22 protein-coding genes and 1 other RNA gene are annotated in these 24,546 nt (G+C 54.2%); 7 read left to right on the forward strand and 16 right to left on the reverse strand.

Annotated features, from left to right (window positions below; translation table 11 throughout):
* Nucleotides 1-7: 7 nt before the first annotated feature.
* The 3 genes from ubiH to ACXI0A_RS17615 are packed head-to-tail and all read right to left on the reverse strand — an operon-like array spanning nt 8 to nt 3,135.
* The gene (gene ubiH, locus ACXI0A_RS17605; RefSeq protein WP_476147463.1) at nt 8-1,186 is read right to left on the reverse strand and encodes a 2-octaprenyl-6-methoxyphenyl hydroxylase; all 1,179 of its coding nucleotides are present in this window, start codon (nt 1,184-1,186) and stop codon (nt 8-10) included.
* Complete coding sequence (pepP, locus tag ACXI0A_RS17610) at nt 1,183-2,505, reverse strand: Xaa-Pro aminopeptidase (protein WP_476147461.1); 1,323 nt, start codon at nt 2,503-2,505, stop codon at nt 1,183-1,185. The genes ubiH and pepP overlap by 4 nt, the downstream gene beginning before the upstream one ends.
* Before the next feature lie 48 nt (nt 2,506-2,553).
* Nucleotides 2,554-3,135, reverse strand: coding sequence for a YecA/YgfB family protein (locus tag ACXI0A_RS17615; RefSeq protein WP_224933474.1), 582 nt, complete (start codon nt 3,133-3,135; stop codon nt 2,554-2,556).
* Nucleotides 3,136-3,305: 170 nt separating this feature from the next.
* On the opposite strand from ACXI0A_RS17615, the gene zapA reads away from it, so the two are divergent.
* From zapA to ACXI0A_RS17630, 3 genes are all read left to right on the forward strand, one after another.
* The gene (zapA, locus tag ACXI0A_RS17620) at nt 3,306-3,635 is read left to right on the forward strand and encodes a cell division protein ZapA (RefSeq protein WP_224933475.1); all 330 of its coding nucleotides are present in this window, start codon (nt 3,306-3,308) and stop codon (nt 3,633-3,635) included.
* 39 nt (nt 3,636-3,674) lie between these two features.
* A non-coding RNA gene (gene ssrS / locus ACXI0A_RS17625) (6S RNA) lies at nt 3,675-3,858 on the forward strand.
* A 79-nt stretch (nt 3,859-3,937) separates the two neighbouring features.
* The gene (locus ACXI0A_RS17630; RefSeq protein ID WP_476147460.1) at nt 3,938-4,543 is read left to right on the forward strand and encodes a 5-formyltetrahydrofolate cyclo-ligase; all 606 of its coding nucleotides are present in this window, start codon (nt 3,938-3,940) and stop codon (nt 4,541-4,543) included.
* Nucleotides 4,544-4,616: 73 nt separating this feature from the next.
* Here ACXI0A_RS17630 and serA read toward each other — a convergent pair whose 3' ends face one another.
* The 3 genes from serA to rpiA all read right to left on the reverse strand — a co-directional run bounded on the left by serA (nt 4,617) and on the right by rpiA (nt 6,805).
* Nucleotides 4,617-5,855, reverse strand: a complete 1,239-nt coding sequence (serA, locus tag ACXI0A_RS17635) for a phosphoglycerate dehydrogenase (RefSeq protein ID WP_479485267.1) — start codon at nt 5,853-5,855, stop codon at nt 4,617-4,619.
* A 13-nt stretch (nt 5,856-5,868) separates the two neighbouring features.
* Complete coding sequence (locus tag ACXI0A_RS17640; RefSeq protein WP_155287966.1) at nt 5,869-6,063, reverse strand: hypothetical protein; 195 nt, start codon at nt 6,061-6,063, stop codon at nt 5,869-5,871.
* Between the two features lie 82 nt (nt 6,064-6,145).
* Nucleotides 6,146-6,805: a ribose-5-phosphate isomerase RpiA gene (gene rpiA, locus ACXI0A_RS17645; protein ID WP_100703537.1), complete on the reverse strand. Its 660-nt coding sequence runs from the start codon at nt 6,803-6,805 to the stop codon at nt 6,146-6,148.
* Nucleotides 6,806-6,986: 181 nt separating this feature from the next.
* On the opposite strand from rpiA, the gene ACXI0A_RS17650 reads away from it, so the two are divergent.
* Complete coding sequence (locus ACXI0A_RS17650; RefSeq protein WP_034823211.1) at nt 6,987-7,892, forward strand: LysR family transcriptional regulator ArgP; 906 nt, start codon at nt 6,987-6,989, stop codon at nt 7,890-7,892.
* 106 nt (nt 7,893-7,998) lie between these two features.
* On the opposite strand, the gene ACXI0A_RS17655 is transcribed toward ACXI0A_RS17650, so the two are convergent.
* Entirely contained in the window at nt 7,999-8,730 is a 732-nt protein-coding gene (locus ACXI0A_RS17655; protein ID WP_045814671.1) for an oxidative stress defense protein, read from the reverse strand.
* Between the two features lie 218 nt (nt 8,731-8,948).
* Between ACXI0A_RS17655 and ACXI0A_RS17660 the strand changes: the two genes are divergently transcribed.
* Nucleotides 8,949-10,256, forward strand: a complete 1,308-nt coding sequence (locus tag ACXI0A_RS17660) for an MFS transporter (protein ID WP_224933478.1) — start codon at nt 8,949-8,951, stop codon at nt 10,254-10,256.
* On the opposite strand, the gene ACXI0A_RS17665 is transcribed toward ACXI0A_RS17660, so the two are convergent.
* Nucleotides 10,243-10,941 carry an IclR family transcriptional regulator gene (locus ACXI0A_RS17665; RefSeq protein WP_476147458.1) on the reverse strand — a complete coding sequence of 233 codons (699 nt, stop codon included), beginning with the start codon at nt 10,939-10,941 and terminating at the stop codon, nt 10,243-10,245. The two genes, ACXI0A_RS17660 and ACXI0A_RS17665, sit on opposite strands and share 14 nt — an antisense overlap.
* Nucleotides 10,942-11,000: 59 nt before the next feature.
* On the opposite strand from ACXI0A_RS17665, the gene ACXI0A_RS17670 reads away from it, so the two are divergent.
* Nucleotides 11,001-13,277: an FAD-dependent oxidoreductase gene (locus ACXI0A_RS17670; protein ID WP_476151011.1), complete on the forward strand. Its 2,277-nt coding sequence runs from the start codon at nt 11,001-11,003 to the stop codon at nt 13,275-13,277.
* Here the strand turns inward: ACXI0A_RS17670 and argO are convergent.
* The 6 genes from argO to tkt form a co-directional block, all read right to left on the reverse strand.
* Nucleotides 13,256-13,879 carry an arginine exporter ArgO gene (gene argO / locus ACXI0A_RS17675; RefSeq protein WP_476147456.1) on the reverse strand — a complete coding sequence of 208 codons (624 nt, stop codon included), beginning with the start codon at nt 13,877-13,879 and terminating at the stop codon, nt 13,256-13,258. The genes ACXI0A_RS17670 and argO overlap by 22 nt on opposite strands.
* A 171-nt stretch (nt 13,880-14,050) precedes the next feature.
* A complete protein-coding gene (gene mscS / locus ACXI0A_RS17680) occupies nt 14,051-14,929 on the reverse strand; it encodes a small-conductance mechanosensitive channel MscS (RefSeq protein WP_476147455.1) in 879 nt (292 codons plus the stop codon).
* Between the two features lie 188 nt (nt 14,930-15,117).
* Nucleotides 15,118-16,197 carry a class II fructose-bisphosphate aldolase gene (gene fbaA / locus ACXI0A_RS17685; RefSeq protein ID WP_084936597.1) on the reverse strand — a complete coding sequence of 360 codons (1,080 nt, stop codon included), beginning with the start codon at nt 16,195-16,197 and terminating at the stop codon, nt 15,118-15,120.
* A gap of 100 nt (nt 16,198-16,297) precedes the next feature.
* On the reverse strand, nt 16,298-17,461 hold the full coding sequence (gene pgk, locus ACXI0A_RS17690) for a phosphoglycerate kinase (protein WP_476147453.1): 1,164 nt from the start codon (nt 17,459-17,461) through the stop codon (nt 16,298-16,300).
* Nucleotides 17,462-17,512: 51 nt separating this feature from the next.
* A complete protein-coding gene (gene epd / locus ACXI0A_RS17695; protein ID WP_476147452.1) occupies nt 17,513-18,532 on the reverse strand; it encodes an erythrose-4-phosphate dehydrogenase in 1,020 nt (339 codons plus the stop codon).
* A gap of 355 nt (nt 18,533-18,887) precedes the next feature.
* Nucleotides 18,888-20,879 carry a transketolase gene (tkt, locus tag ACXI0A_RS17700; RefSeq protein WP_224933485.1) on the reverse strand — a complete coding sequence of 664 codons (1,992 nt, stop codon included), beginning with the start codon at nt 20,877-20,879 and terminating at the stop codon, nt 18,888-18,890.
* Between the two features lie 273 nt (nt 20,880-21,152).
* Here tkt and loiP point away from each other — a divergent pair, with 273 nt between their 5' ends.
* Nucleotides 21,153-21,908 (forward strand): metalloprotease LoiP, encoded by a 756-nt coding sequence (gene loiP, locus ACXI0A_RS17705; RefSeq protein WP_224933486.1) that lies wholly within the window; start codon nt 21,153-21,155, stop codon nt 21,906-21,908.
* A 50-nt stretch (nt 21,909-21,958) separates the two neighbouring features.
* Here the strand turns inward: loiP and ACXI0A_RS17710 are convergent, their stop codons facing one another.
* Both ACXI0A_RS17710 and speB read right to left on the reverse strand, forming a co-directional pair.
* Complete coding sequence (locus ACXI0A_RS17710; protein ID WP_224933487.1) at nt 21,959-22,369, reverse strand: YidB family protein; 411 nt, start codon at nt 22,367-22,369, stop codon at nt 21,959-21,961.
* Between the two features lie 784 nt (nt 22,370-23,153).
* Nucleotides 23,154-24,074: an agmatinase gene (speB, locus tag ACXI0A_RS17715; RefSeq protein ID WP_034823229.1), complete on the reverse strand. Its 921-nt coding sequence runs from the start codon at nt 24,072-24,074 to the stop codon at nt 23,154-23,156.
* Nucleotides 24,075-24,546 lie beyond the last annotated feature (472 nt).

Here is a 24,546-nt window from a genome sequence, read left to right on the forward strand (position 1 = left end):
TTCATGCTTAACGCTTTACCCAGCCGAGCGTACGCGCGGCAAGTGGGTTTCGCAGCCATGGCAGATGGTCCATTGCCACCAGCCCAAGATTTCTTCCCGCCACTAAGGGCGTATAACGGTTGGCAAACAGCCGCACCAATCCATCGGTCACGCCAATTGTCGCGGCGCGATCGGGTTGACGCCGTGCAGCGAAGTGCTGCAACACGCCATAGCTGCCTGTATCTTGCTGTTGACGATGCGCGCCTGCCAACGTTTCCGCCAGCGACATCACATCGCGCAATCCCAGATTAAAGCCCTGTCCGGCAATCGGATGCAGGGTTTGCGCCGCATTGCCCACCAGCGCCAGACGATGCGCCACCTGACGTTCGGCGGTTTGCAGCGCCAGCGGATAGACTTCGCGCTGGCCGACATGGGTGAAACGCCCTAAGCGCCAGCCAAACGCCTGCTGAAGCTCGCGCAGGAATGTTGCATCATCCCATTGTTTCACCGTCGCTTCTGCCTCAACAGGATGACACCACACCAGCGACATGCGATTACCAGACATCGGTAACAGCGCCAGCGGACCGTGCTCGGTAAAACGTTCAAATGCACGGCCCTGATGCGGCTGCTGCGTGGTGACGTTGGCAATGACGGCGAGCTGCTGATAATCGTCCCGTTGCCAGTTGATGCCACAGGATGCGGCAAGTGGTGAACGAGAGCCATCGGCAGCCACCAGTAATGCACCCTGTAATGCCTCACCGCTGTTGAGGGTTACGGTAACAGACTCTGCTGTGCGCTCCACCGCCGTGACGTAATCCGGACAGCGCAGCGTCACACCTGGCGCACTTTTCAGACGCTGGAACAGACGCTGCCCTACATCAAACAGCTCAACCACCTGGCCAAGCGCCGGAACCTGATAATCATCCGCTTTAAGCTGCACAAAGCCGGTGTGACCACGATCGGAGACGTGAATATCCGTGATCGGCGTGCCGCAATCTGCGAGCGAGCGCCACACATCGATATCCGCCAGCTGCTGACAGGTGCCCGCCGCTAACGCAATCGCACGGCCATCAAAGCCTGGATGTTGGCGGCTATCCGGCAGACTGCGTTCGATCAGCGTAACGGGCAATTGGCCTTGCGTCAGGTGCGAAATCGCCAGCGCCAGAGTTGCCCCCGTCATGCCTCCGCCTGCAATCAAAATGCTCATGCGTGGCGTGCCGCTGCCATCAAGGCTTCAATCGCATCAGCATCTTTCACTACGCTGTCGGTCAGGTTTTCGTTGCCGTCAGCGGTGATCACGATGTCATCTTCGATACGGATACCAATGCCGCGATACTGCGGTGGGACTTTGGCATCCGGCGCAATGTACAGGCCCGGTTCAATCGTCAGCACCATGCCAGGCTCGAGAGTGCGGTCACGGCTTGGTGTGCCGTAATGGCCAACATCATGCACATCCAGACCCAGCCAATGGCTTAAGCCGTGCATAAAGAACGGACGATGCGCTTGCTCTTCGAACAGCGTATCGATATTGCCTTCCAGAATACCGAGATCGACCAGACCGGTAATCATGATGTGCACCACTTCGTCATTAACGTCGTGGATGCTGATGCCTGGACGGAACATCGACAGCGCCTTATACAGCGAGGCCAGCACGATGTCGTAAATCTCACGCTGGGGTTGAGTGAATTTGCCATTTACCGGGAAGGTACGGGTGATATCACCGGCATAACCGTGGAACTCACAGCCCGCATCAATCAGCACCAAATCGCCATCGCGCATCTCACTTTCGTTTTCGGTGTAATGCAGGATGCAGCCGTTTTCGCCCGAACCAACAATGGTGTTGTACGAGGGAAAACGTGCACCGTGGCGATTGAATTCATGATGAATTTCGCCTTCGAGCTGATACTCAAACATACCTGGACGGCAGGTTTGCATCGCGCGGGTATGTGCCAGCGCACTGATTTTTCCCGCCCGGCGCAGAATCTCAATCTCGGCTTCGCTTTTGAATAGGCGCATATCGTGCACCCACGGACGCCAGTCGGTGACGGTAGCAGGCGCGCTGAGATTCTGACGGAAGCCACGACGCAGCTTCTCTAAGGCGCTGAACACCAGTTGGTCAGCTTCTGGGTACTCACCCTGAGCGTGATAAACCACGTCCAACCCGTTGAGCAGTTGATGCAATTGATCGCCGATGTCATCCCATGGCAAAGCGCGGTCAACGCCGAGCTTCGCGGGTGCGGCATCTTGTCCGAGGCGACGGCCAAACCAGATCTCGGCGGTGAGGTCGCGAACACGATTGAACAGCACGCTGTGGTTATGCTTGTCATCACTTTTGATCAGCACCAACAGCGCCTGCGGCTCATTGAACCCGGTGAAATACCAGAAATCACTGTTTTGGCGGAAGTTGTATTCCGTGTCGTTGCTGCGGGTCACTTCAGGTGCAGCGAAAATCAAAGCGGCGCTGCCAGGTGCCATACGGGCAATCAGCGCCTGACGACGTTGCTGGAAAGTATCCAGTGTAATCATGTTTGCACTCCCTGTTGAAACGGGCACCATGCGCCCGCAATAACGCACTTAGTGTAACGTTGGCTTTTGCACTTCCGGCGCCGTTGGCGTGTGCTGGCGCGCGAACGTTTCGTGGCACAGCAACGCGGCAACACGCACGTATTCAATCACCTCTTCCAGCGACTGCTCCAGCTCTTCCTGATCTTCATCTTCGTCGTAACCGAGCTGCGCGATGGTGCGCAGATCGTCAATCGCTTCACCGGTTTCGCCAGTCACTTTATCCAGCTTCGGCTGCGTTACACCTAAACCGAGCAGGAAGTGGTTAACCCAGCCCGCCAGCGCATCAGCGCGATCGAAGACGGTGATGTCATCGTCTTCCGGCAGCATCAGCTGGAACATGAAACCTTCTTCTTCCAGCGTGTTGCTCAGATTTTCATGCAGGGCCTGCAACGGCTGCGACAGGCTTTGCGAAAACGCCATGCCGTCGTTGGCGAGGTCGTGAATTTTAGTTTTCCAGCTGGCATCTTTGTTGCCACCACACAGAATGCCGGACAGTAATCCGTGCATTTCGGCTGGCGTCATGCCCACACCCTGTTGAGAAAGGGCTGAGGCAAGCGCGTTGTAACCAGGAGTTTCGTTCTGTAAAGACATAGGCTTTGGTCGTCGTTGGCAGAATAAGTTCGTGTTATGCTACCACCAGGTGCCTCAGGGTTTCCAGAAAAGGGGTTGTAACTTATATCGCGGCTCTATATAGTTGCGCACCTCCCAACCCATTGACAGGTAAGGGAGATGCGAACAGAGTAATCAGTCAGGATGGTGGCATGTCTGCACAACCGGTAGATATTCAGATTTTTGGTCGTTCATTGAGAGTAAATTGTCCGCCCGAACAGCAAGATGCGCTTAATCTAGCTGCAGAGGATCTCAATCAACGGTTGCAAGATTTAAAAGTTCGCACTAGAGTCACCAATACAGAGCAACTGGTGTTCATCGCCGCCTTGAACATTTGCCACGAGCTGGCACAGGAAAAAGGCAAGACGCGCGATTATGCAGCAAATATGGAACAACGTATCCGCATGCTGCAGCAGACCATTGAACAAGCATTACTTGAGCAAGGTCGCATAACTGATCGCCAGGGCCCTAAATTCGAATAACACTTCATGGTACTCATGTTAGAGTCACGGTGAAGTCAATTTTCTCTGAGATGTTTGCAAGCGGGCCCGTCCCCTGAGCCGATATTTAATACCAACAGAATGTGACGATCCACAATTTGTGCGCATGCTCGGTCCGTCCGAGAAGCCTAATAGTTGTGACGGCATGTTCACCTTGAACCATGGGTTCAAGGGTTACAGCCTGCGGCGGCATCTCGGAGATCTCCACTCGTTTCACCCTGTTATCCCCCGGTTCGTTTGAACATGATATAGTTGGCTAAGCGCCGACTTTGCCGGGGGGCACCATGCAAACACCTTCCCTTCTCGACCGTCAAGATATCCGTCAGCATGTACGCCATCTGCGTCGCAACCTCACGCCAGAACAGCAAGAACAAGCTGCCGATCTGCTCGCCGAGCACGCCATCAATTTCGCCCCTATCGCTAATGCACAACGCATCGCCCTGTTTTTATCCGTCGATGGTGAAATCAACACTCGCCCGCTGATTGCCAAACTTTGGCAGCAGAAAAAGCAGGTTTACCTGCCGGTATTGCATCCCTTCGCACCCGGTCATCTGCTGTTTCTGCGCTATACGCCTGAAACTTCTCTGACGCCAAACAAATTGCGCATCCCTGAACCGCCGCTGGATATCACGCAGATGGCCACACTCAATCAGTTGGATGTGATGCTGGTGCCGTTAGTGGCGTTTGACCACGAGGGGCAGCGATTGGGCATGGGTGGAGGTTTTTACGATCGGACGCTGCAGCACTGGCAGCAGCATGGCTTTTACCCAATGGGCATTGCGCACGATTGCCAGCGTGTCGAGACATTGCCGGTGGCGGCGTGGGATGTGCCGTTACCTGCCATTCTGACACCGTCAAAGCTGTGGCAGTGGGATAACGAAGAACTGTAAAACAAAGGGTGCCAACTTAAGTGGCACCCTTGCAATCAGTATGTTGAACGGACACGCAGGGTGCCCTGAGCCATCAGTACAGCAGACGGGCGCGCATGGTGCCCGGAATCGCTTTCATCAGCTGCAGCGCTTTTTCCGCCACATCTTCTTCTGCATCGATATCGATAACCACATAACCCATCACAGGCGAAGTTTGCAGATACTGAGCAGCGATGTTGATGCCCTGCTCGGCAAAGATCTGGTTAATCGCGGTCAGCACACCTGGACGGTTTTCATGGATGTGCAGCAAACGGCTGACGCTTGCAGCGTGCATCGGCAGAGACACTTCCGGGAAGTTAACCGCAGACAGCGTAGAACCGTTGTCAGAATACTTGGCCAGCTTGCCCAAGACTTCCAGACCGATGTTTTCCTGCGCTTCCTGAGTAGACCCCCCGATGTGTGGCGTCAGGATCACGTTATCAAACTCGCACAGCGGTGAGTTGAACGGATCGCTGTTGGTCGCCGGCTCAACCGGGAAGACATCGATGGCCGCACCGGACAGATGCTTGTTAGCCAGGGCGTTGCACAGGGCTGGGATATCAATCACGGTGCCACGTGCGGCGTTGATCAGCAGTGCACCCGGCTTCATCAACGCCAGCTCTTCAGCGCCAATCATGTTCTGCGTTGAGGCATTTTCTGGTACGTGCAGGCTGACCACATCGCTCATGTTCAGCAGATCGGACAGGTGGCGAACCTGAGTCGCATTACCCAGCGGCAGTTTGGTTTCGATATCGTAGAAGAACACGTGCATGCCAAGGCCTTCCGCAAGCACGCCCAGCTGCATCCCGATATGGCCGTAACCAATGATGCCCAGCTTCTTACCGCGCGCTTCGAACGAGCCGTTTGCCACTTTGTTCCAGATGCCACGGTGCGCTTTAGCGTTCGCTTCAGGAATGCCGCGCAGCATCAGCAGCATTTCACCAATCACCAGCTCAGCCACCGAACGGGTGTTAGAGAATGGCGCATTGAAGACCGGCACACCGCGTTTTGCGGCAGCATTCAGGTCAACCTGGTTAGTACCGATGCAGAAGCAGCCTACCGCGACCAGCTTCTCAGCCGCCGCAAAGATCTCTTCGGTCAGTTGGGTACGGGAACGGATACCAATGAAGTGCGCATCGCGAATGGAGGACTTCAGCGACTCCGCATCCAGTGCCCCTTTGTGGAATTCGATGTTGGTGTAACCCGCAGCACGCAGATTATCCAGTGCACTCTGGTGAACGCCTTCCACCAGCAGGAACTTAATCTTGTCTTTTTCCAGTGATACCTTTGCCATTTCCCGACCCTATTCAGAATTCAACGAGGACTACCATAAGGTAGCCTTCTGCCAAAATATCAAAAATTTCGAGCGCGGCAATACAAACGATTGCCTGCCCGCCAGCACGCGCCCACGTTGAGGCAGCACAAAGCCGTACAAAATCGTGGGATGCGAGTGCGCCGAAGTACGAACCTGCTGTTGATGAATCTTTTGTGACATAAGTCACTAAATTTCACCTCAGCAAGAAAAGATGTTTTGCAGATGGAAATAACCGGCGCAGCGCGCGCGCCGGTAAGCACGCTATCAGATCAATAAGTGATGGTTTTCACGCCATCTGCGGTGCCGATCAACGCTACATCAGCGCCACGCGCAGCAAACAAACCCACGGTAACCACACCCGGCAGCGCATTGATGGCTTTTTCCAATGCAATCGGGTCGAGAATACGCAGATTATGTACGTCGAGAATAATGTTGCCGTTGTCGGTCACCACATTCTGACGATACTCAGGTTGGCCGCCCAGCTTCACCAGTTCACGCGCGACAAACGCGCGCGCCATCGGGATCACTTCCACAGGCAGCGGGAAGTTGCCCAGAATGTCCACCTCTTTAGAGGCATCCGCAATGCAGATGAACTTTTTCGCCACCGCCGCGACGATTTTCTCACGCGTCAGCGCTGCGCCGCCGCCTTTGATCATCTGCATCTGTGGATTGATTTCGTCTGCGCCATCAACGTACACCGACAGCTCATCGACGTTATTCAGATCAAAAACCGGAATCCCCAAAGCTTTGAGTTTTTCCGTCGAGGCTTCCGAACTTGAAACCGCGCCTTCAATTTGATCTTTCATGGTGCCAAGCGCATCAATAAAATGCGCCGCTGTTGAACCGGTGCCAACGCCAACAATGGTGCCGGGTTGCACGTATTGCAGTGCTGCCCAACCAACCGCTTTTTTCAGTTCATCCTGGGTCATGGTATGTTTAAAACCTGTGCGACATCGAAGTGCGCGTAGTATAAAACAAGGCGTCGTAAAAATGCGCGGCTGTTAACGCATCGATTTAAGCCTTTGGAAGCCAGCCCGCAAAAAAGCGCCGCAGCACAATATGACAGTTTTGTGGCATAGTACTTTCCATCCTGAACGAGAGAGAACAACAATGAAACGCCCGGATTATCGAACGCTTCAGGCGCTGGATGCTGTGATTCGCGAGCGCGGTTTTGAGCGTGCGGCCCAAAAACTCTGCATCACGCAGTCTGCGGTGTCACAGCGTATCAAACAGCTGGAAAATTTATTTGGTCAGCCGCTGCTGGTGCGCACCGTACCGCCGCGTCCGACCGAGCAAGGACAAAAACTGCTGGCGCTGTTGCATCAGGTGGAGCTGCTGGAAGAAGAATGGCTGGGTGATGACAACGGCGGTACCACGCCATTACTCCTGTCGCTGGCGGTCAACGCCGACAGTCTGGCGACCTGGCTGCTGCCTGCGCTGAAAGATGTGCTGGCCGATTCGCCGGTGCGCCTGAATTTGCAGGTGGAAGACGAAACCCGCACCCAGGAACGCCTGCGTCGCGGTGAAGTGGTCGGCGCCGTCAGTATCCAGCCGCAGCCGCTGCCAAGCTGCTTAGTGGATCAGTTGGGTGCACTGGATTATCTGTTCTGCGCCTCGCCGGATTTTGCCGCGCGCTACTTCCCGAATGGCGTGACTCGCTCTGCTTTACTGAAAGCGCCTGCGGTGGCGTTTGACCATCTGGATGATATGCATCAGGCGTTTTTACAACAGAACTTTGATCTGTCACCGGGCAGCGTACCGTGCCACATCGTTAACTCGTCGGAAGCCTTCGTGCAGCTGGCGCGTCAGGGTTCGGTGTGCTGTATGATCCCGCACCTACAGATTGAGCGTGAACTGGCACAAGGGGATTTGGTGGATTTGACGCCAGGTCTTTACCAGCGTCGCATGCTTTACTGGCACCGATTCGCGCCAGAGAGCCGCTTAATGCGCAGCGTGACGGATGCATTGATTGCACACGGTCATCGCGTCTTGCGCCAGGATACGGCGACAGCCTAATCCCAATTGCAGATTGGCGTAGCGGCGTGATTTATCGCGTGAATGAACAGCAGTATCGCTGCCATTCAGCGTCATAAATCACGCCGCTACGATTCAACACATCAGATTACTGAGCCGTATTCGGCTTGATCTCGAACACTACATCGACCTGATCGTCAAAGTGAATGCTCTGCTGCTCATAAGTCTGCTGCGCGGTGGTATCCGCTGGGGCTGCGGCCGCTTTGTACATGCGCGCCATTGGCATTGGCTGATAGTTCGCCACGTGATAGCGGATGCTGTACACCGGGCCTAACTTGGCGTTGAAGCCTTCTGCCAGCGCACCTGCCTGCTGAGTGGCGTTAGCAATCGCCGCTTTGCGCGCCTGATCTTTATAGGCATCAGCATTCGCTACGCCCAGCTCCACCGAACGGATTTCGTTCAGGCCAGATTTCAGCGCACCATCCAGCAATTCATTCAGTTTATCCAGCTGACGTAAGGTCACCTGCACCTGACGCACCGCACGATAACCTTTCAGTACTGACTTCCCTTCTTTGGTGTAGTCATACTCGGGTTGCGTACTGAGGTTTGCCGCATCAATATCTTTCTTTTCGATACCGTTCTTTTGCAGGAAATCGAAATATTGCGCCACGCGGTCATCAGCTTGTTTTTTCGCGTCTGCCGCATCTTTCGAAGAAACATTCACCACGATGGAGAGTGTCGCGATATCAGGACGGGCATCAACGCTTGCCTGACCCGAGGTCACGACATGCGGGCCATTCGGGACTTCACCCGCTTGTACCATCGCTGACATTACGCCAGTGCTCATTACGGCGGCCAGCGCCAGTGCTTTCAGTTTCACGAAAGTCCTCCTTGAAGGTTCAATTTACAGGTCGCCACTATGGCTAAACCTAAAACACATTACTATGCGTGATGGTCTGAGTTTGAAATCACCAAAAAGTTCGGATAGCTGCGGTTTTAACGTATCCGCGATCGCAAAACTATGCTGACAGATTCGCTGAAAGTTCGCCTTGATGTTTCTATTAAAGAAACAATTCTAGCTTCCGGGAGAGTTGTATTATGACAGAACAGCCCCTTAGCCATAGCGCCATTGCCGTTCGCGCCGGACGTACCCGATTCCTGATGTTGGGTCTGGTGTTCATCAACATCATCATCAACTACATGGATCGCACTAATCTCTCCGTGGCCGCCACGCAAATGGCCGGCGAACTGCGCTTCACGCCGATGGAGATGGGATTGATCTTCTCGGCATTTGGCTGGATCTACGCCGCGCTGCAGATCCCCGGTGGTTTTCTGATCGATCGTCTCGGTGCCCGTCTGGTGTATGGCATCGGGCTGTTTGCCTGGTCGCTGGTCACCGCACTGCACGCATTAGCGAACAGCTTCGGCGCGCTGTTTGGCCTGCGGCTGGGCGTCGGTGCTTTTGAAGCGCCGGTGATGCCTTCGAACAACCGCGTCATTTCCAGCTGGTTTCCCGAACAGGAGCGTGCCAGCGCCATCGGCATTTACTCTTCGGCCCAGTTCGTTGGTCTCGCCTGCATGACTCCGCTGCTATTCCACGTGCAGGATGCCTTTGGCTGGCGCGGCCTGTTTCTGATTACCGGCGTGGCCGGGATGATCTGGGCGCTGGTGTGGTATCTGCTTTACCGTGAACCGCATGAGCATAAAGGCGTATCAGAGGCCGAGTTAAACTATCTGCGCAGCAACGGTGCCTTACTCGAGAGCCGCCAGCAGACGCAGCAGCCGAAAGCCCGCTGGGCCGATCTGGCACAGATGTTCCGCAGCCGCAAACTGGTGGGCATCTACATCGGCCAGTTCACCATCTCCGCCACTTTTTGGTTCTTCCTCACCTGGTTCCCAACCTATCTGGTGGAGTATCGCCATATGGGATTCATCAAAAGCGGCTATGTGGCTTCGGTGCCCTACTTCGCCGCCTTCTGTGGCGTATTGCTGGCGGGATTCGCTTCGGACCGCATGATTCGGCGCGGCGTGTCACCCAGCGTGGCACGAAAGCTGCCGGTTATCCTCGGCCTGTTCCTGACGCTGTTTATTCTTGGCGCCAATTACACTGACGACTCCACGCTGATTATCCTGTTTATGTCGCTGGCGTTCTTTGGCAACGGGCTGGCGACCATCACCTGGGTATTCGTCACCGCGTTGGCCCCCCGCCACTTGATTGGTCTGGCAGGCGGCGTGTTCAACTTTACCGGCGCCCTCTCGTCCATCGTGGTGCCGATCGCCATTGGTGCGTTGATCGATGGCGATAATTTCGCTCCGGCACTCGGCTTTATTGCTGTGCTGGCGGCGATAGGTATTTGCAGCTATCTGTTCGTAGTCGGTAAAATCGAGCATGTCAGCGCGCGCTGATCAGCTCCTGCGCCAGCGCCTGCAACTGCGTGACGCGTTGCTGCAGATGCGCCTCATCGGCCTGCCAGATTTTGGCGAACGCCAGCGCGGCGCGGTTGTTGTTGATCGGCTGCGCCATGCTGATTTCGCCGTCATCACGGTGCCAGATCAAATGGTCTGCTGCACGCTTGCGCGCCAGCAGTGGCGCAATCTGCGCCCACTGTTCATCGGTGAAACGTGGAAGCAACTGCTCATCACTTTCTGCCGCCAGCAGCGACACGCCAATCACCGACTGCCACGCCGGCAGCATACGAAATCCCGCCAGCGCCTGGCTGGCGTTGGTGCGCTCACCCGGCTCGGAGTGCCAGATGTAGATCACCTGATCCTCCCACAGCACACCGAGTGCCACCACGATATCGCGCGGCGCATGGGCTTCCAGCTGCGGCAGCGCCTGGGCAAACAGCGAGGAGCCGCGGATCGCCTGTGCTGCCAGCGCATGTATTCCCGGGCCGGGCAAATAGCGGCGATGTTCATCCTGAATCGTCAAACCAATCGAGGCCATGGTCATCAGCAGGCGGTTCACGCGCGTGCTGTTCATGTCCATCTGTCGCGCCAGTTCACGGCAGCCCACGGCTTTATCGCTGGAAACCAAATACTGCAAGCAGCGAATCCCATCAATCAGGCTTTGGTTGGGTTGAGAAGACATAGTTCACCCTGTGGCGCTCAAAACACCAATCTTAGCTTCAGCATGACAGGAAGCAAATGATGCAGACTTACTCTTCGCAAAGTGCGCGCCACTTCCCAGAACAGCGGATACAAGCCGATCTGCTGGTAGCGGGCGGCGGTCTTTCGGGCGTCTGTGCCGCACTGGCCGCCGCGCGTGACGGATTAGAGGTGGTGTTAATTCAGGATCGCCCGGTGCTGGGCGGCAACGCATCGAGTGAAGTGCGCTTGTGGGCCAACGGTGCGACATCGCACATGGGCAACAATAACCGCTGGGCGCGCGAAGGTGGCATCATGGGCGAGATCATGGAGGAGAACCTGTGGCGCAACAAAGAGGGCAATCCGGTGCTGTTCGATATGGTGTTACTGGATTTGGTGCAGTCTCAGCCGGGTCTTACACTGCTGCTTAACACCGTGGTCACCGATATCGAGAAATCTGACCGTCATTTGAAATCGGTAGAGGCGTTTAACGCCATCAACCAGACGCGCTATCACGTCAAGGCCAGCCAGTTTATTGATGCCAGCGGCGATGGCGTGCTGGGTTATCTGGCGGGCGCAGCGCATCGCGTGGGCGCGGAAACGATTGAAGAGTTTGGCGAGAAGATGGCGCCAGGCGAGCACTTTGGCCACAAGCTCGGCCACTCAATTTACTTCTACACCAAACGCACCTCGCAGCCGGTACGCTTTGTCCCGCCCTCTTTCGCATTGAAAGAGATTACCGCCATCCCGCGCTATAAACGCCTGACCTCCGATCTTAACGGCTGCGACCTGTGGTGGCTGGAATGGGGAGGAAGACTCGATACGGTGCACGAAAGTGAAACCATCAAATGGGAGTTGTGGAAGATTGTCTGGGGCGTGTGGGATTACATCAAAAACTCCGGCGAGTTCCCGGATGCCGACACGCTAACGATTGAGTGGGTCGGATTGATCCCCGGTAAGCGCGAAAGCCGTCGCTTCCTCGGCGATACCTTGCTGTGCCAGCAGGACATCGTTGAGCAGCGCGACCATTACGATGCCGTCGCCTACGGTGGCTGGTCGATTGATCTACATCCGGCTGATGGTGTTTACAGCGAACACGATGGCTGCCGCCAGTTCCACAGTAAAGGCACTTATACCATTCCATTCCGTGCGCTTTACAGCCAGTCGCTGGATAATCTGCTGCTTACCGGTCGTTTGATTTCAGCCACTCACGTTGCTTTTGGCAGCGCGCGCGTGATGTGCACCTGCGGCGTGTTGGGTGAAGTGGTGGGACGTGCGGCGGCGATCTGTCATCAGCAGCAACTCACGCCAGCACAGTTAGCTCAGCCGGAGCGCGTCACTCAGTTGCAGCAGCATCTGCTGCGCGCCGGGGCATACATCCCACGCCAGAAGTTGGCGAACCCGGTAAGCGATGCGGAGATTGCGGTCAGCAGCACCCTGCAACTCAGCGCCCTGCCCGCCGATGGCGGTTGGCAGCCGTTGCAGTCACGCTGTGCGCTGCTGCTGCCACTGAAAGCCGGTGAACGCTTACCGGCGATTACCGTGCAACTGCGAGCCAAACAGACGCAGAAGCTGAAGGTTTCACTGCTCACCAGTGACAATCCGGCCAACACCTGCGGCGATCGGCACATCGCCAGCCAGATAATCACGGTCAACGAACAGGGCAGCTACCGCCTGAGTTTTGATTACCGTACTGATGTCGATCGCTACTTGTTTATCGCCTTCGAAGAGCAGCCAGAGATTGAAGTGGCCCTCACGCGCCAGCGCTTGCCGGGCATCATGATGGTGTTCAACAGCCTCAATCCGCGCGTCGCCAAACGCACCCGACAGATTAACGATGGCGATTACGGCGTGGATGAGTTTGATTTCTGGCTTCCGCGCCGCGCGCCCAATCAGGTGCTGCTGGCCTTCACGCTGGAGACGCCGCTAAAACTCTGGCATCGCGACTATCTCATCAACGGCAAGCTGCGCCCGGAACAGCACACCAACTGCTGGGTGCCTGCGCTGGATGATGCGCAACCTACCGTCACATGGCGCTGGGAACAGGCGCAACAGGCCAGCCACATCACGTTGCTGTTCGATAATGACTTCGACCACGCGATGGAAACAGTGCAGATGGGCCATGCACAAGCAGTGACGCCACACTGCACCACGCATTACCGGTTATGGCTGGATGAGATGTTGTTGATAGAAGTGCAGGAGAATCATCACTCGCTGTGCCATCACGCCGTACCTCAGGGCGTGAGTTTCCGACAGATACGCTTAGAGCTGATTGCCAGTGCGGGCGCACTACCCGCACTCTACGGCTTACATCTGCATCAGAAGGCAGCAATGCCCTGACGCGCTAATTGGATAGCAATAAACCACATCACGCCGCCCACCAGCAGATTGATGATGCGCTGGGCGCGCACGGTGCGCAGTCGCGGTGACAGCCATGCGGCTAACAGCGCCAGACCAAAGAACCAGATGATTGAAGCGCTCACGGTGCCCAACGCGAACCACTGGCGCGCTGCTGTAGAAGGCAACTGGCTACCGAGGCTGCCGAGCACCACAAAGGTGTCGAGATAGACATGCGGGTTGAGCCACGTCACCGCCACGATGGTGGCAATAATGCGCCAGCGGCCTTGCTTCATCACCGCATCATCGGCCAGCGTCACATCGCCCTGCCACGCGCTACGCAGTGCGCCCCAGCCATACCACAGCAGAAACGCCACGCCAGCCCATGTAATCAGCATTAGCAGGATAGGCGACTGGTTTAGCAGCGCACTGCCGCCAAAGATACCACCGCAAATCAGCAAAATGTCGCTGAGCGTGCAGAGTCCCGCCGTCATCAGATGGTAATGGCGTTTGATGCCCTGATTCATTACGAATGCGTTTTGCGGGCCAAGCGGCAGAATCAGTGCAGCGCCAAGCGCAAGCCCTTGTAAGTAAACAGATAACACGATGATAGTCCTGAATAACGAGATAATGCGATGCAGTATAGTGACGCGAGGATATTAGTGGAAATTGAAAAATTTAATCAGTCATTAGAGAAAATAATAAGGTCGTCATAAATGACGACCTTAAAATGATGTTGCGCAATTTACACTGCAAAACACAACGCCACCGGGTGATTACTCGGCTTGCGCAGCCTGTTGCTGTTGCTCGCTTTTCACCTGATGCAGATGCACATCCATCTGCGGATACGGGATACCGATACCGTTGGCATCCAGCGTACGCTTGAAGTTCTTCATCAGATCCCAGTAAACGTTCTGCAGGTCACTGCTTTTGCTCCAGCAGCGCACCACAAAGTTCAGCGAAGAAGCTGCCAGTTCGTTCAGGCCGATCTGAATGCCCATGTCTTTCAGCACGCGCTCGTCAGCCTCAACCACTTCCTGGAACAGCGCGATCACCTTATCAACATCCGCATCGTAGGCCACGCCGATAATAAATTCGTTACGACGAATTGGCTCACGTGAGTAGTTGATGATGTTACCGGCGATGATTTTACCGTTTGGCACCACCACAATTTTACCGTCGGCACTTTTCATGGTGGTGGAGAAAATCTGCACGTTCTGCACCGTACCCATCACGCCGCCGAGGTCAACGAACTCACCGGTTTTGAACGGACGGAAGGTCACCAGCAACACACCCGCGGCGAGGTTCGACAGCGAACCTTGCAAGGCCAGACCTACGGCCAAACCAGCGGCACCCAGTACAGCGATCACCGAGGCGGTCTGCACACCGACACGTCCCAGCGCGGCAATGATGGTAAAGGCGATAATACCGTAACGTACCAGCGCCGACAGGAAGTCAGCCACAGTGGCATCAATGTGACGTGCCAGTAACACGCGATTCACAGCATTAGAGATGAGACGTGCGATGAACATACCAATGATGATGGTGATAATCGCCGCAACGATATTCACCGCGTAGCTCAGGATCAGCGCCTGATTACGTACCAGCCAGCCGCCAGCACTGTTAATGCCATCGACGACATTTAAGTCTTCCATTTGTTAGCCCTGTTGTTGAGTTTCCCGCAGGAAAATGCAAAAACGGCCAGATTAGCTCCGGCACTCCCGTGTACAAGGGTAAACAAAAATGGCATGAAGCGCCAAAGATGGGCTGAATTTACTCACTATTCCGAATCGAATGCATAAAAAAAGGCCCTTTCGGGCCTTTTTTGTACTGTAAGGAAAAATTACAGCACGTCGACAGCGTTAAGCTCTTTGAAAGCCTGCTCCAGACGCACAACCATTGAAGCTTGTGCAGAACGCAGCCATACGCGTGGATCGTAGTATTTCTTGTTCGGGCTATCTACGCCATTTGGGTTACCCAACTGGCCTTGCAGATAGTCTTCGTTCTTTTTGTAGTACTGCAGGATGCCGTCCCAGGTCGCCCATTGGGTATCGGTATCGATGTTCATCTTGATTACGCCGTAACCAATTGACTCTTCGATTTCTGCAGCAGAAGAACCTGAACCACCGTGGAACACGAAATCCAGCGCGTTGTGCGGCAGATTGTGTTTCTTGGTCACGTATTCCTGAGAATCACGCAGGATGGTTGGCGTCAGTTTCACGTTGCCTGGCTTGTACACGCCGTGCACGTTACCGAATGATGCCGCGATGGTGAAACGCGGGCTGATTTTGCTCAGCTCGGTGTACGCGTAATCAACGTCTTCTGGCTGGGTGTACAGGGCAGAAGCGTCCATGTGGCTGTTGTCCACGCCGTCTTCTTCGCCACCGGTGCAACCCAGTTCGATTTCCAGAGTCATATCCAGTTTCGCCATGCGCGCCAGATATTTGCTAGAGATCTCGATGTTTTCTTCCAGTGATTCTTCTGACAGGTCAATCATGTGAGAAGAGAACAGTGGCTTACCGGTTTTCTTGAAGTGCTCTTCGCCCGCATCCAGCAGACCGTCGATCCACGGCAGCAGTTTCTTGGCGCAGTGGTCGGTGTGCAGGATAACTGGCACGCCGTACTGTTCAGCCATCAGATGCACATGGTATGCACCGGCGATTGCACCGAAGATTGCTGCGCCCTGTGGCTTGTCGGTTTTGAAACCTTTACCGGCGATGAAGGCAGCACCACCATTGGAGAACTGAACGATGACCGGCGCTTTAACTTTGGCCGCAGCTTCCAGTACCGCGTTGATGGAGTCCGTGCCGACGCAGTTAACTGCAGGCAGAGCGAATTTGTTTTCTTTCGCTACTTGGAAAACTTTCTGAACGTCATCACCAGTGACAACGCCGGGTTTTACGAAATCAAAAATTTTAGACATGGTTGTGTCCTGTTTCGTTACCGTTCATCCCACAAAGGGACGTCGATTTTTGCCCAGGATGGGCAGCCTTCAGACGACGCCGAAGCGCCGCCCCCAAAAATTACTGCTTAGCGCGCTCTTCCAGCATCGCTACAGCGGGCAGTTTTTTGCCTTCCACGAATTCGAGGAATGCGCCACCGCCGGTAGAGATGTAGGAGATCTTGTCTTCGATACCGAACAGGTCAATCGCTGCCAGGGTATCGCCGCCGCCCGCTACAGAGAACGCGTCGCTGTCTGCAATCGCGTTAGCCACGATTTCGGTGCCTTTGCGGAAGTTCGGGAATTCGAACACGCCGACTGGACCGTTCCACAGGATGGTTTTTGCGCCTTTCAGAATCGCAGCCATCGCCTGTGCGGTTTCGTCACCGAAGTCCATAATCTCTTCGTTATCTGCGACTTCGGAAACCTTTTTCACGGTTGCCGGGGCAGTTTCAGAGAATTCCGTTCCTACGCGTGAGTCGGTTGGAACCGGAATGCCGTGCTCATCACGCAGCTTTTTCGCTGCTTCAACGAAGTCTGGCTCGTACAGTGATTTACCGACGTTGTTATCAATAGCCACGAAGGTGTTAGCGATACCGCCACCGACGATTACGGTGTCAGCGATTTTCACCAGAGATTGCAGCACATCGAACTTGGTCGATACTTTAGAACCACCCACCACTGCTACCAGCGGACGTTCTGGGTTGCTCATCACTTTACCCAGCGCTTCCAGCTCAGCAGACAGCAGCGGGCCAGCACAAGCGATTGGTGCGAACTTGCCCACACCGTGGGTAGAAGCCTGCGCGCGGTGCGCAGTACCGAAAGCATCCATCACGAATACGTCGCACAGAGCGGCATATTTCTTCGACAGGGTCTCTTCGTCTTTCTTCTCGCCTTTGTTAAAGCGCACGTTTTCCAGAACCACCAGCTCGCCTGCGCCGACTTCAACGCCGTCGAGGTAGTCTTTCGCCAGGGTCACGGTGGTGCCGTTCAGTTTTTCTTTCAGGTAGTTAACAACAGGCAGGAGCGAGAACTCTTCGTTGTATTCACCTTCGGTCGGACGACCCAGGTGAGAGGTAACCATCACTTTCGCGCCCTGTTTCAACGCCGCTTCGATGGTAGGCAGAGAAGCACGGATACGTGCATCTGACGTCACTTTCCCTTCTTTCACTGGCACGTTGAGATCGGCACGGATCAGAACGCGTTTACCAGCAAGATCCAGATCGGTCATCTTAATTACAGACATGGTGAACCCTCTCGTTGATTCTCATAAGTTTTGCCAGACGCAGTCCGCGTCTTACCTGAAACCGCTTGCGGCCATTGCTAACGTGGTGTCGATCATGCGGTTAGCAAAGCCCCATTCGTTGTCACACCAAACCAAGGTCTTGATCAGGTGATGACCACTGACCCGCGTTTGCGTGCCATCGACTATGGCACTGTGCGGATCATGGTTAAAATCTACTGAGACTAACGGTAATTCCGTATAGTCAACTATACCACGAAACGCCCCTTCTGACGCGTTTTGCAGCAACGCATTGACCTCACACGCCTTCACTGCGTCACGTACTGAGACGCTTAAATCAATGGCTGTCACGTTGATGGTGGGCACACGGACAGCGATAGCTTCAAAGCGATCGTTAAATTTCGGAAAAATACGGGTAATGCCAGCAGCAAGACGCGTATCCACCGGAATGATCGATTGGCTGGCGGCACGGGTACGACGCAGGTCGCTGTGATAAGCGTCAATCACCTGCTGGTCGTGCATCGCCGAGTGAATCGTGGTCACGGTGCCTGATTCAATGCCGAAGGCGTCATCCAGCAACTTGATCACCGGAATAATGCAGTTGGTGGTGCAAGATGCGTTGGAGACAATGCGGTCAGTTTGTTTAAGAGCCTGTTCGTTTACGCCGAACACCACGGTGGCATCTAAATCGTTACCGCCCGGATGCGAGAACAACACCTTCTTCGCGCCCGCTTGCAGATGCGCTTCGCCATCTGCGCGACTTCCGTAAACACCGGTGCAATCCAGTACGATATCGACGTTCAACTCCTGCCATGGCAGTGCATCAATGTCGGCCAGATGCAGAATGCGGATGGTATCGTCGCCAACAAATAGCTGGTCGCGTTCCTGACGCACATCCCAGGCAAAGCGGCCGTGGCTGGTATCGTACTTCAGCAAATGCGCCATACCCGCTGCTTCAGCCAGTTCGTTAATCGCCACTACGGTGATTTCAGCGCGGCGGCCGGTTTCATACAAAGCACGCATTACGTTGCGTCCAATACGACCAAAACCATTAATTGCTATACGAACGGTCATCTCACTTCCTGCCACAACACCCGAAAAAACGTGCCAAATACCTTGAGCGTTTCGCTGCGTTTTGTACAGGGAATTATTGCCCGCTCAACGTTGCAAAATGATGCCACTCAATTGCAACTGAAACGGTTCAGCTAGAATAAAGCATGCACGGAATAACAGGAATGATTGCGATCAATTGCGCTGCTGATTATTGGATCTACGTCACATATTTCGCATGTAAAAATTATTACTGCAGGAATAATTGAAGCGTTTCAGGCGGGAGGCGGAGCGTAAAATGAAAAAGGTGCGCATAATTGCGCACCCTCCGTGTAGCGATATCGGAATCTGTAGGGTCGCCATTCATGGCGACCGCTGATTACAGAATAGATTTCGCGGTGTTCACCACGTTCTCAACGGTGAAGCCGAACTCTTTGAACAGCAGCTCTGCCGGTGCAGACTCACCGAAAGTGGTCATGCCCACGATAGCGCCGTTCAGACCGGTGTACTTGAACCAGTAGTCCGCGATACCCGCTTCGATAGCCACACGTGCTGCAACCGCTTTCGGCAGCACAGATTCACGGTAAGCCGCGTCTTGCTTGTCGAAGGCATCAGTAGAAGGCATAGAAACAACGCGTACTTTACGGCCTTCGCTGGTCAGCTTGTCATAAGCCGCAACCGCCAGTTCAACTTCTGAACCGGTGGCGATCAGGATCAGCTCTGGGGTGCCTTCGCTGTCTTTCAGCACATAACCACCGCGTGCCACGTTAGCCAGCTGCTCAGCGGTACGATCCTGCTGCGCCAGGTTCTGACGAGAGAACACCAGTACAGATGGGCCATCAACGCGCTCGATAGCGTATTTCCAGGCAACTGCAGATTCAACCTGGTCACATGGACGCCACAGGCTCATGTTTGGTGTCACGCGCAGGCTCGCCATCTGTTCAACCGGCTGGTGCGTTGGACCATCTTCACCCAGACCGATTGAGTCATGGGTATAGACCATGATCTGACGAATCTTCATCAGTGCAGCCATACGTGCAGCGTTACGCGCGTATTCTACGAACATCAGGAAGGTTGCGGTGTACGGCAGGAAACCACCGTGCAGCGCCAGACCGTTAGCGATCGCGGTCATACCGAATTCGCGCACGCCGTAATGGATGTAGTTACCGGCTGCATCTTCGTTGATTGGCTTAGAACCAGACCACATGGTCAGGTTGCTTGGTGCCAGGTCAGCAGAACCACCCAGGTATTCCGGCAGGATCTTACCAAACGCTTCAATCGCGTTCTGAGAAGCTTTACGGCTGGCGATTTTAGCTGGGTTAGCCTGCAGCTGTTCGATGAACTTCTGCGATTCAGTTTCCCAGTTAGCTGGCAGCTCGTTGTTGGTACGACGCTTAAACTCAGCAGCCAGTTCAGGATGAGCAGCAGCATAAGCAGCAAACTTCTTATCCCATGCAGATTCTTTCGCCTGACCGGCTTCTTTGGCATCCCACTGCGCGTAGATGTCTGAAGGAATTTCAAACGGCGCGTGGTTCCAGCCCAGTTGCTTACGGGTCAGTGCGATTTCGTCGTCGCCCAGCGGTGCGCCGTGCGAATCGTGGGTACCGGCTTTGTTCGGTGAACCGAAACCGATGATGGTTTTGCACATCAGCAGTGAAGGCTTGTCTGAAACCGCTTTGGCTTCTTCGACTGCTTTCTTGATAGCGTCAGCATCGTGACCATCTACGCCGCGCACCACGTGCCAGCCATAAGCTTCAAAGCGAGCTGCGGTATCGTCAGTGAACCAGCCATCAACGTGACCATCGATAGAGATGCCGTTGTCATCATAGAAGGCAACCAGTTTACCCAGTTTCAGGGTACCGGCGATGGAGCACACTTCGTGTGAGATACCTTCCATCATGCAGCCGTCGCCCATGAACACGTAGGTGTTATGGTCAACGATGTCATGGCCTGGACGGTTGAACTGTGCGGCCAAAGTGCGCTCAGCGATGGCGAAGCCTACCGCGTTAGCGATGCCCTGGCCCAGTGGACCGGTGGTGGTTTCAACGCCAGCGGTGTAGCCGTATTCTGGGTGGCCTGGAGTTTTAGAGTGCAGCTGACGGAAATTCTGCAGCTCGCTCATCGGCAGGTCGTAACCGGTGAGGTGCAGCAGGCTGTAAATCAGCATTGAGCCGTGACCGTTAGACAGCACGAAGCGGTCACGATCTGCCCACAGCGGGTTAGTCGGATTGTGGTTCAGGAACTCACGCCACAGCACTTCGGCGATGTCCGCCATGCCCATAGGGGCACCAGGATGTCCCGATTTGGCTTTTTGTACTGCATCCATACTTAACGCGCGAATGGCGTTGGCAAGCTCTTTACGAGAGGGCATCTTCTACTCCAGGTCGGATTAATGCTCCGCCGCGCTTAACGTATTGTAATTAATCAGTTATAAGGCGAAGCGTGAAAAAAGTCGCACATCAATGTACATGAAAATCGGGGCAAAAGTACATGTGTCGACGTGCTAAATAGCGGGTAAACGGTTGCAATTCGGGGCTTGTCTGCTAGCCAGTGAACAGGATGCGAGCTATAAACAAAGCGTTTGAACACCGATCTCAATTTCAGGTGTTTGTTTTCTCTACCTTGTTACGCAAAGGACCCTTAAATGAAAATCCGCGCCACGATACTTGCTGTGGGAATCGCTTCGCTGCTGAGCGGCTGTGAAGGGATGGACAATAACGCGCTGCTGCAATCCGGCGCGCAGGCTTATCAGGCCTACACGTTGAATGATTCACAAGTGAAGCAGTTGAGCGATCAGTCCTGTGCCCAGATGGACAAAGACAACCAGCTCGCACCTGCTAACAGTGAATACCAGCAGCGCCTGAACAAAATCGCCGCTGCACTGGGCGATAACATCAATGGCGTGCCGGCCAACTACAAAGTCTATCTGACCAAAGATGTGAATGCGTGGGCGATGGCCAACGGCTGTATCCGCGTTTACAGCGGCTTGATGGACATGATGACGGACAACGAAGTGGAAGGTGTGCTCGGCCACGAAATGGGCCACGTCGCGCTCGGCCATACGCGCAAAGCGATGCAGGTTGCCTACGCCACCACGGCGGCACGCACTGCAGCGGCCTCGGTTGGCGGCGTGATTGGTCAGCTGTCGCAGTCACAGTTGGGCGATCTGAGTGAGAAGCTGGTCAATGCGCAGTTCTCGCAGACCCAGGAATCGCAGGCAGATGATTACTCTTATGATCTGTTGAAGAAACGCGGTGTTAATCCGCTCGGCTTAGCCACCAGTTTCGAGAAGCTGGCAAAAATGCAGGGAGGGCAATCAAGCTCGATGTTTGATTCGCATCCGGATTCCGCAGCACGCGCACAGCACATTCGCGACCGCATTGCGGCGGATGGCAAATAACCGGCAATAAAAAGGAGCGCCATGTGCGCTCCTCTCTTCGGCTTCAGCAGTTACCGCTTAAACAGATTATCCACCATCGAACCCAAATCCATCTGGTTGTTGTGCAGACTCTGCTCATCCAGTTGACCTTGCGGTGACATCTTATCGATCAACTGCGGCAACAGCGCCGCCAGCGTGCCGGAAGCGCCATTCACATCGGTGCCAAGCTTATCGGCCAGCGACTGCAACTCCTCCTGCCCGAAAGCATTCTGAATCTCGCCGCCACCGACCTGCTGATTGCCGCCGGTGCCGATCCACGAACCTAGCACCTCGCCAAGCCCGCCTTGTTGAAACTTCTGCAGCAGCACTTCGATACCGCCCTGCTCCTGCACCCAATTCCAGATTGCCTGCAACTGACCCAACTGATTGCCCTGCCCGTTGCCGTTCCCCAGCGAACCCACTAATTCATCCAGAAAGCCCATGGTGACCTCCGAAGATTATCTAACCGTGATTAACGAAGCGATTGATGACGTACGCATCAAAGTATAGCTATGCGGAGCCGATAACGAATTGTCACCGTTAAGTTGTTGAGCCGTTGATGCGAGAAGCGTGACAATGGTCTGAACTCGCCAGACGGGGCCATGTCATAGTGAGCATGGTCTACACTGACCGTTTGTTTTCAGGCGATATCAGAGAGAGTCACCGGAGCACCACATACTATGTTGACCATTCTGATTATTCTCGCCGTCGTTATCGCGATTGTGCTGATTGGCGCGTATCTGGTGATACGTTCCGCAGCCAAAGATGTGAATGACGATTACTAGGAACCGGGGAAGTCGAGGGCAATGGATCGCCCCATCAGCTATCACCCTTTCTTAATCACTCAGCTCCGTTCGAAGCAAATCCCAATCCACTTCACAGATCTACAACATTACTATCAATGCTCGCCGAGATAGGTCGATAAACATCAGTAGACGAATTCGTGCGAAGGTCGGGAAAGCAGAAGTAATAGTGAGAAAGTTCAGAAACGAGGATTGTTACCGGACGGATGATTCTGAATCAGCGGGCAAAGCAAGATTTCTGTCATAAATAAAATGTAGCGTGGTTCAAAGACTCTGACTGGAGCCACTTATGCTGACACTTATCATCATTAGCGCAGTGACGTTATTAGCGGTTGCCGGATTCGCCGTAGTGCGTTCAGCCAGCAACGATATCAGCAACGACTATTAAGTTGAGGACAAGGTCATCGCCCTGCCCTCATCTGGGTTAACCTTTGTTCGCAGCCTGAACGTGCAGCATATCCAGCGCTAACGTAGCCGCTGCCAGTGAAGTCAGATCGGCGTGGTCATAACCCGGCGCTACTTCCACCAGATCCATTCCGACGATGTTCATGCCCTGCAGGCCACGAATCAGCTTGGTAGCTTTATCGCTGGTCAGTCCGCCGATCACTGGCGTTCCGGTGCCAGGTGCATGTGCCGGATCCAGACAGTCGATATCAAAGGTCAGATACACCGGCAGATCGCCCACGGTGCGTTTCACTTCCGCCAGAATATCATCGACGCTGCGATCGTTAACCTGTGCCGCATCCAGCACATTGAAGCCAAGGCTCTTGTCGAACTCAGTACGGATACCAATCTGCACAGAATGATTTGGATCGATCAGACCTTCTTTTGGCGCGGTAAAGAACATAGTGCCGTGGTCGAAGGTTGGACCGTTAGAGTAAGTGTCAGTGTGCGCATCAAAGTGCACCAGTGCCATCTTACCGAAGTGCTTGGCGTGCGCGCGCAGCAGCGGCAGCGTGACGTAATGGTCGCCCCCGAAGGTAAGCATACGCTTGCCGTTGGCCAGCAATTTCTCAGCGTGAGCCTGCAATTTGTCAGAGAGATCCTGTGAATCACCGAATGCGTAAACGAGGTCACCGCAGTCCACCACGTTCAGGCGCTGACGCAGGTCAAAATCCCACGGCCAGCGGCAACCTTCCCATGCGAGATTAGTGGATATCTGGCGAATCGCGCCTGGCCCTAAACGGCTGCCCGGACGACCTGAAGTTGCGGCATCGAAAGGTACACCAGTGATCACCCACTCAGCATCGCTGTCGTAGGGTTGGAAGTTCACCGGGAAGCGCATGAAACCGAAGGCGTTAGAAACCAGGGAGTTATCGTACTGATTGCCCAGGGTGTTATACATAACTTGTCCTCTTTAGATCCGTGAGTCGGTTAGCCACTAAGGTATAGATGAAAAAAATCCCCTCCGCGTCGTTAGGCCCGACGAGGAAGGGATTTGATATGCGTGATTATCGCGAAGAATCAGACGACCTGCAATCATCACCTTTCAAATGTAACAACTACTACTTTTTGTAAAAATCAGTGGATTCTTTCGTGAATGAATTGATTAGCAGTGTTGATTCCACTCTAAAATTACAGGTCAAGAACTGATACATAATTATAAATTAAAACCATTACATTCAATTGCTTGATGGAGTTAATGGCGAACAAATTAGTTCAATAGGCCTTACAAATAATTTGCAAAACATTAATAGACGAAAACGTTTAGGATTATTTCGACATGATCTGTAACTTACGTCGTCAAAATTAGGGAAAATTCTTACAGACAAGCAGGGATCGGCTGTTCAAGTGGATGGATCCATATCAATGACAAA

It is taken from the genome of Pantoea sp. C1E2 (assembly GCF_056491465.1).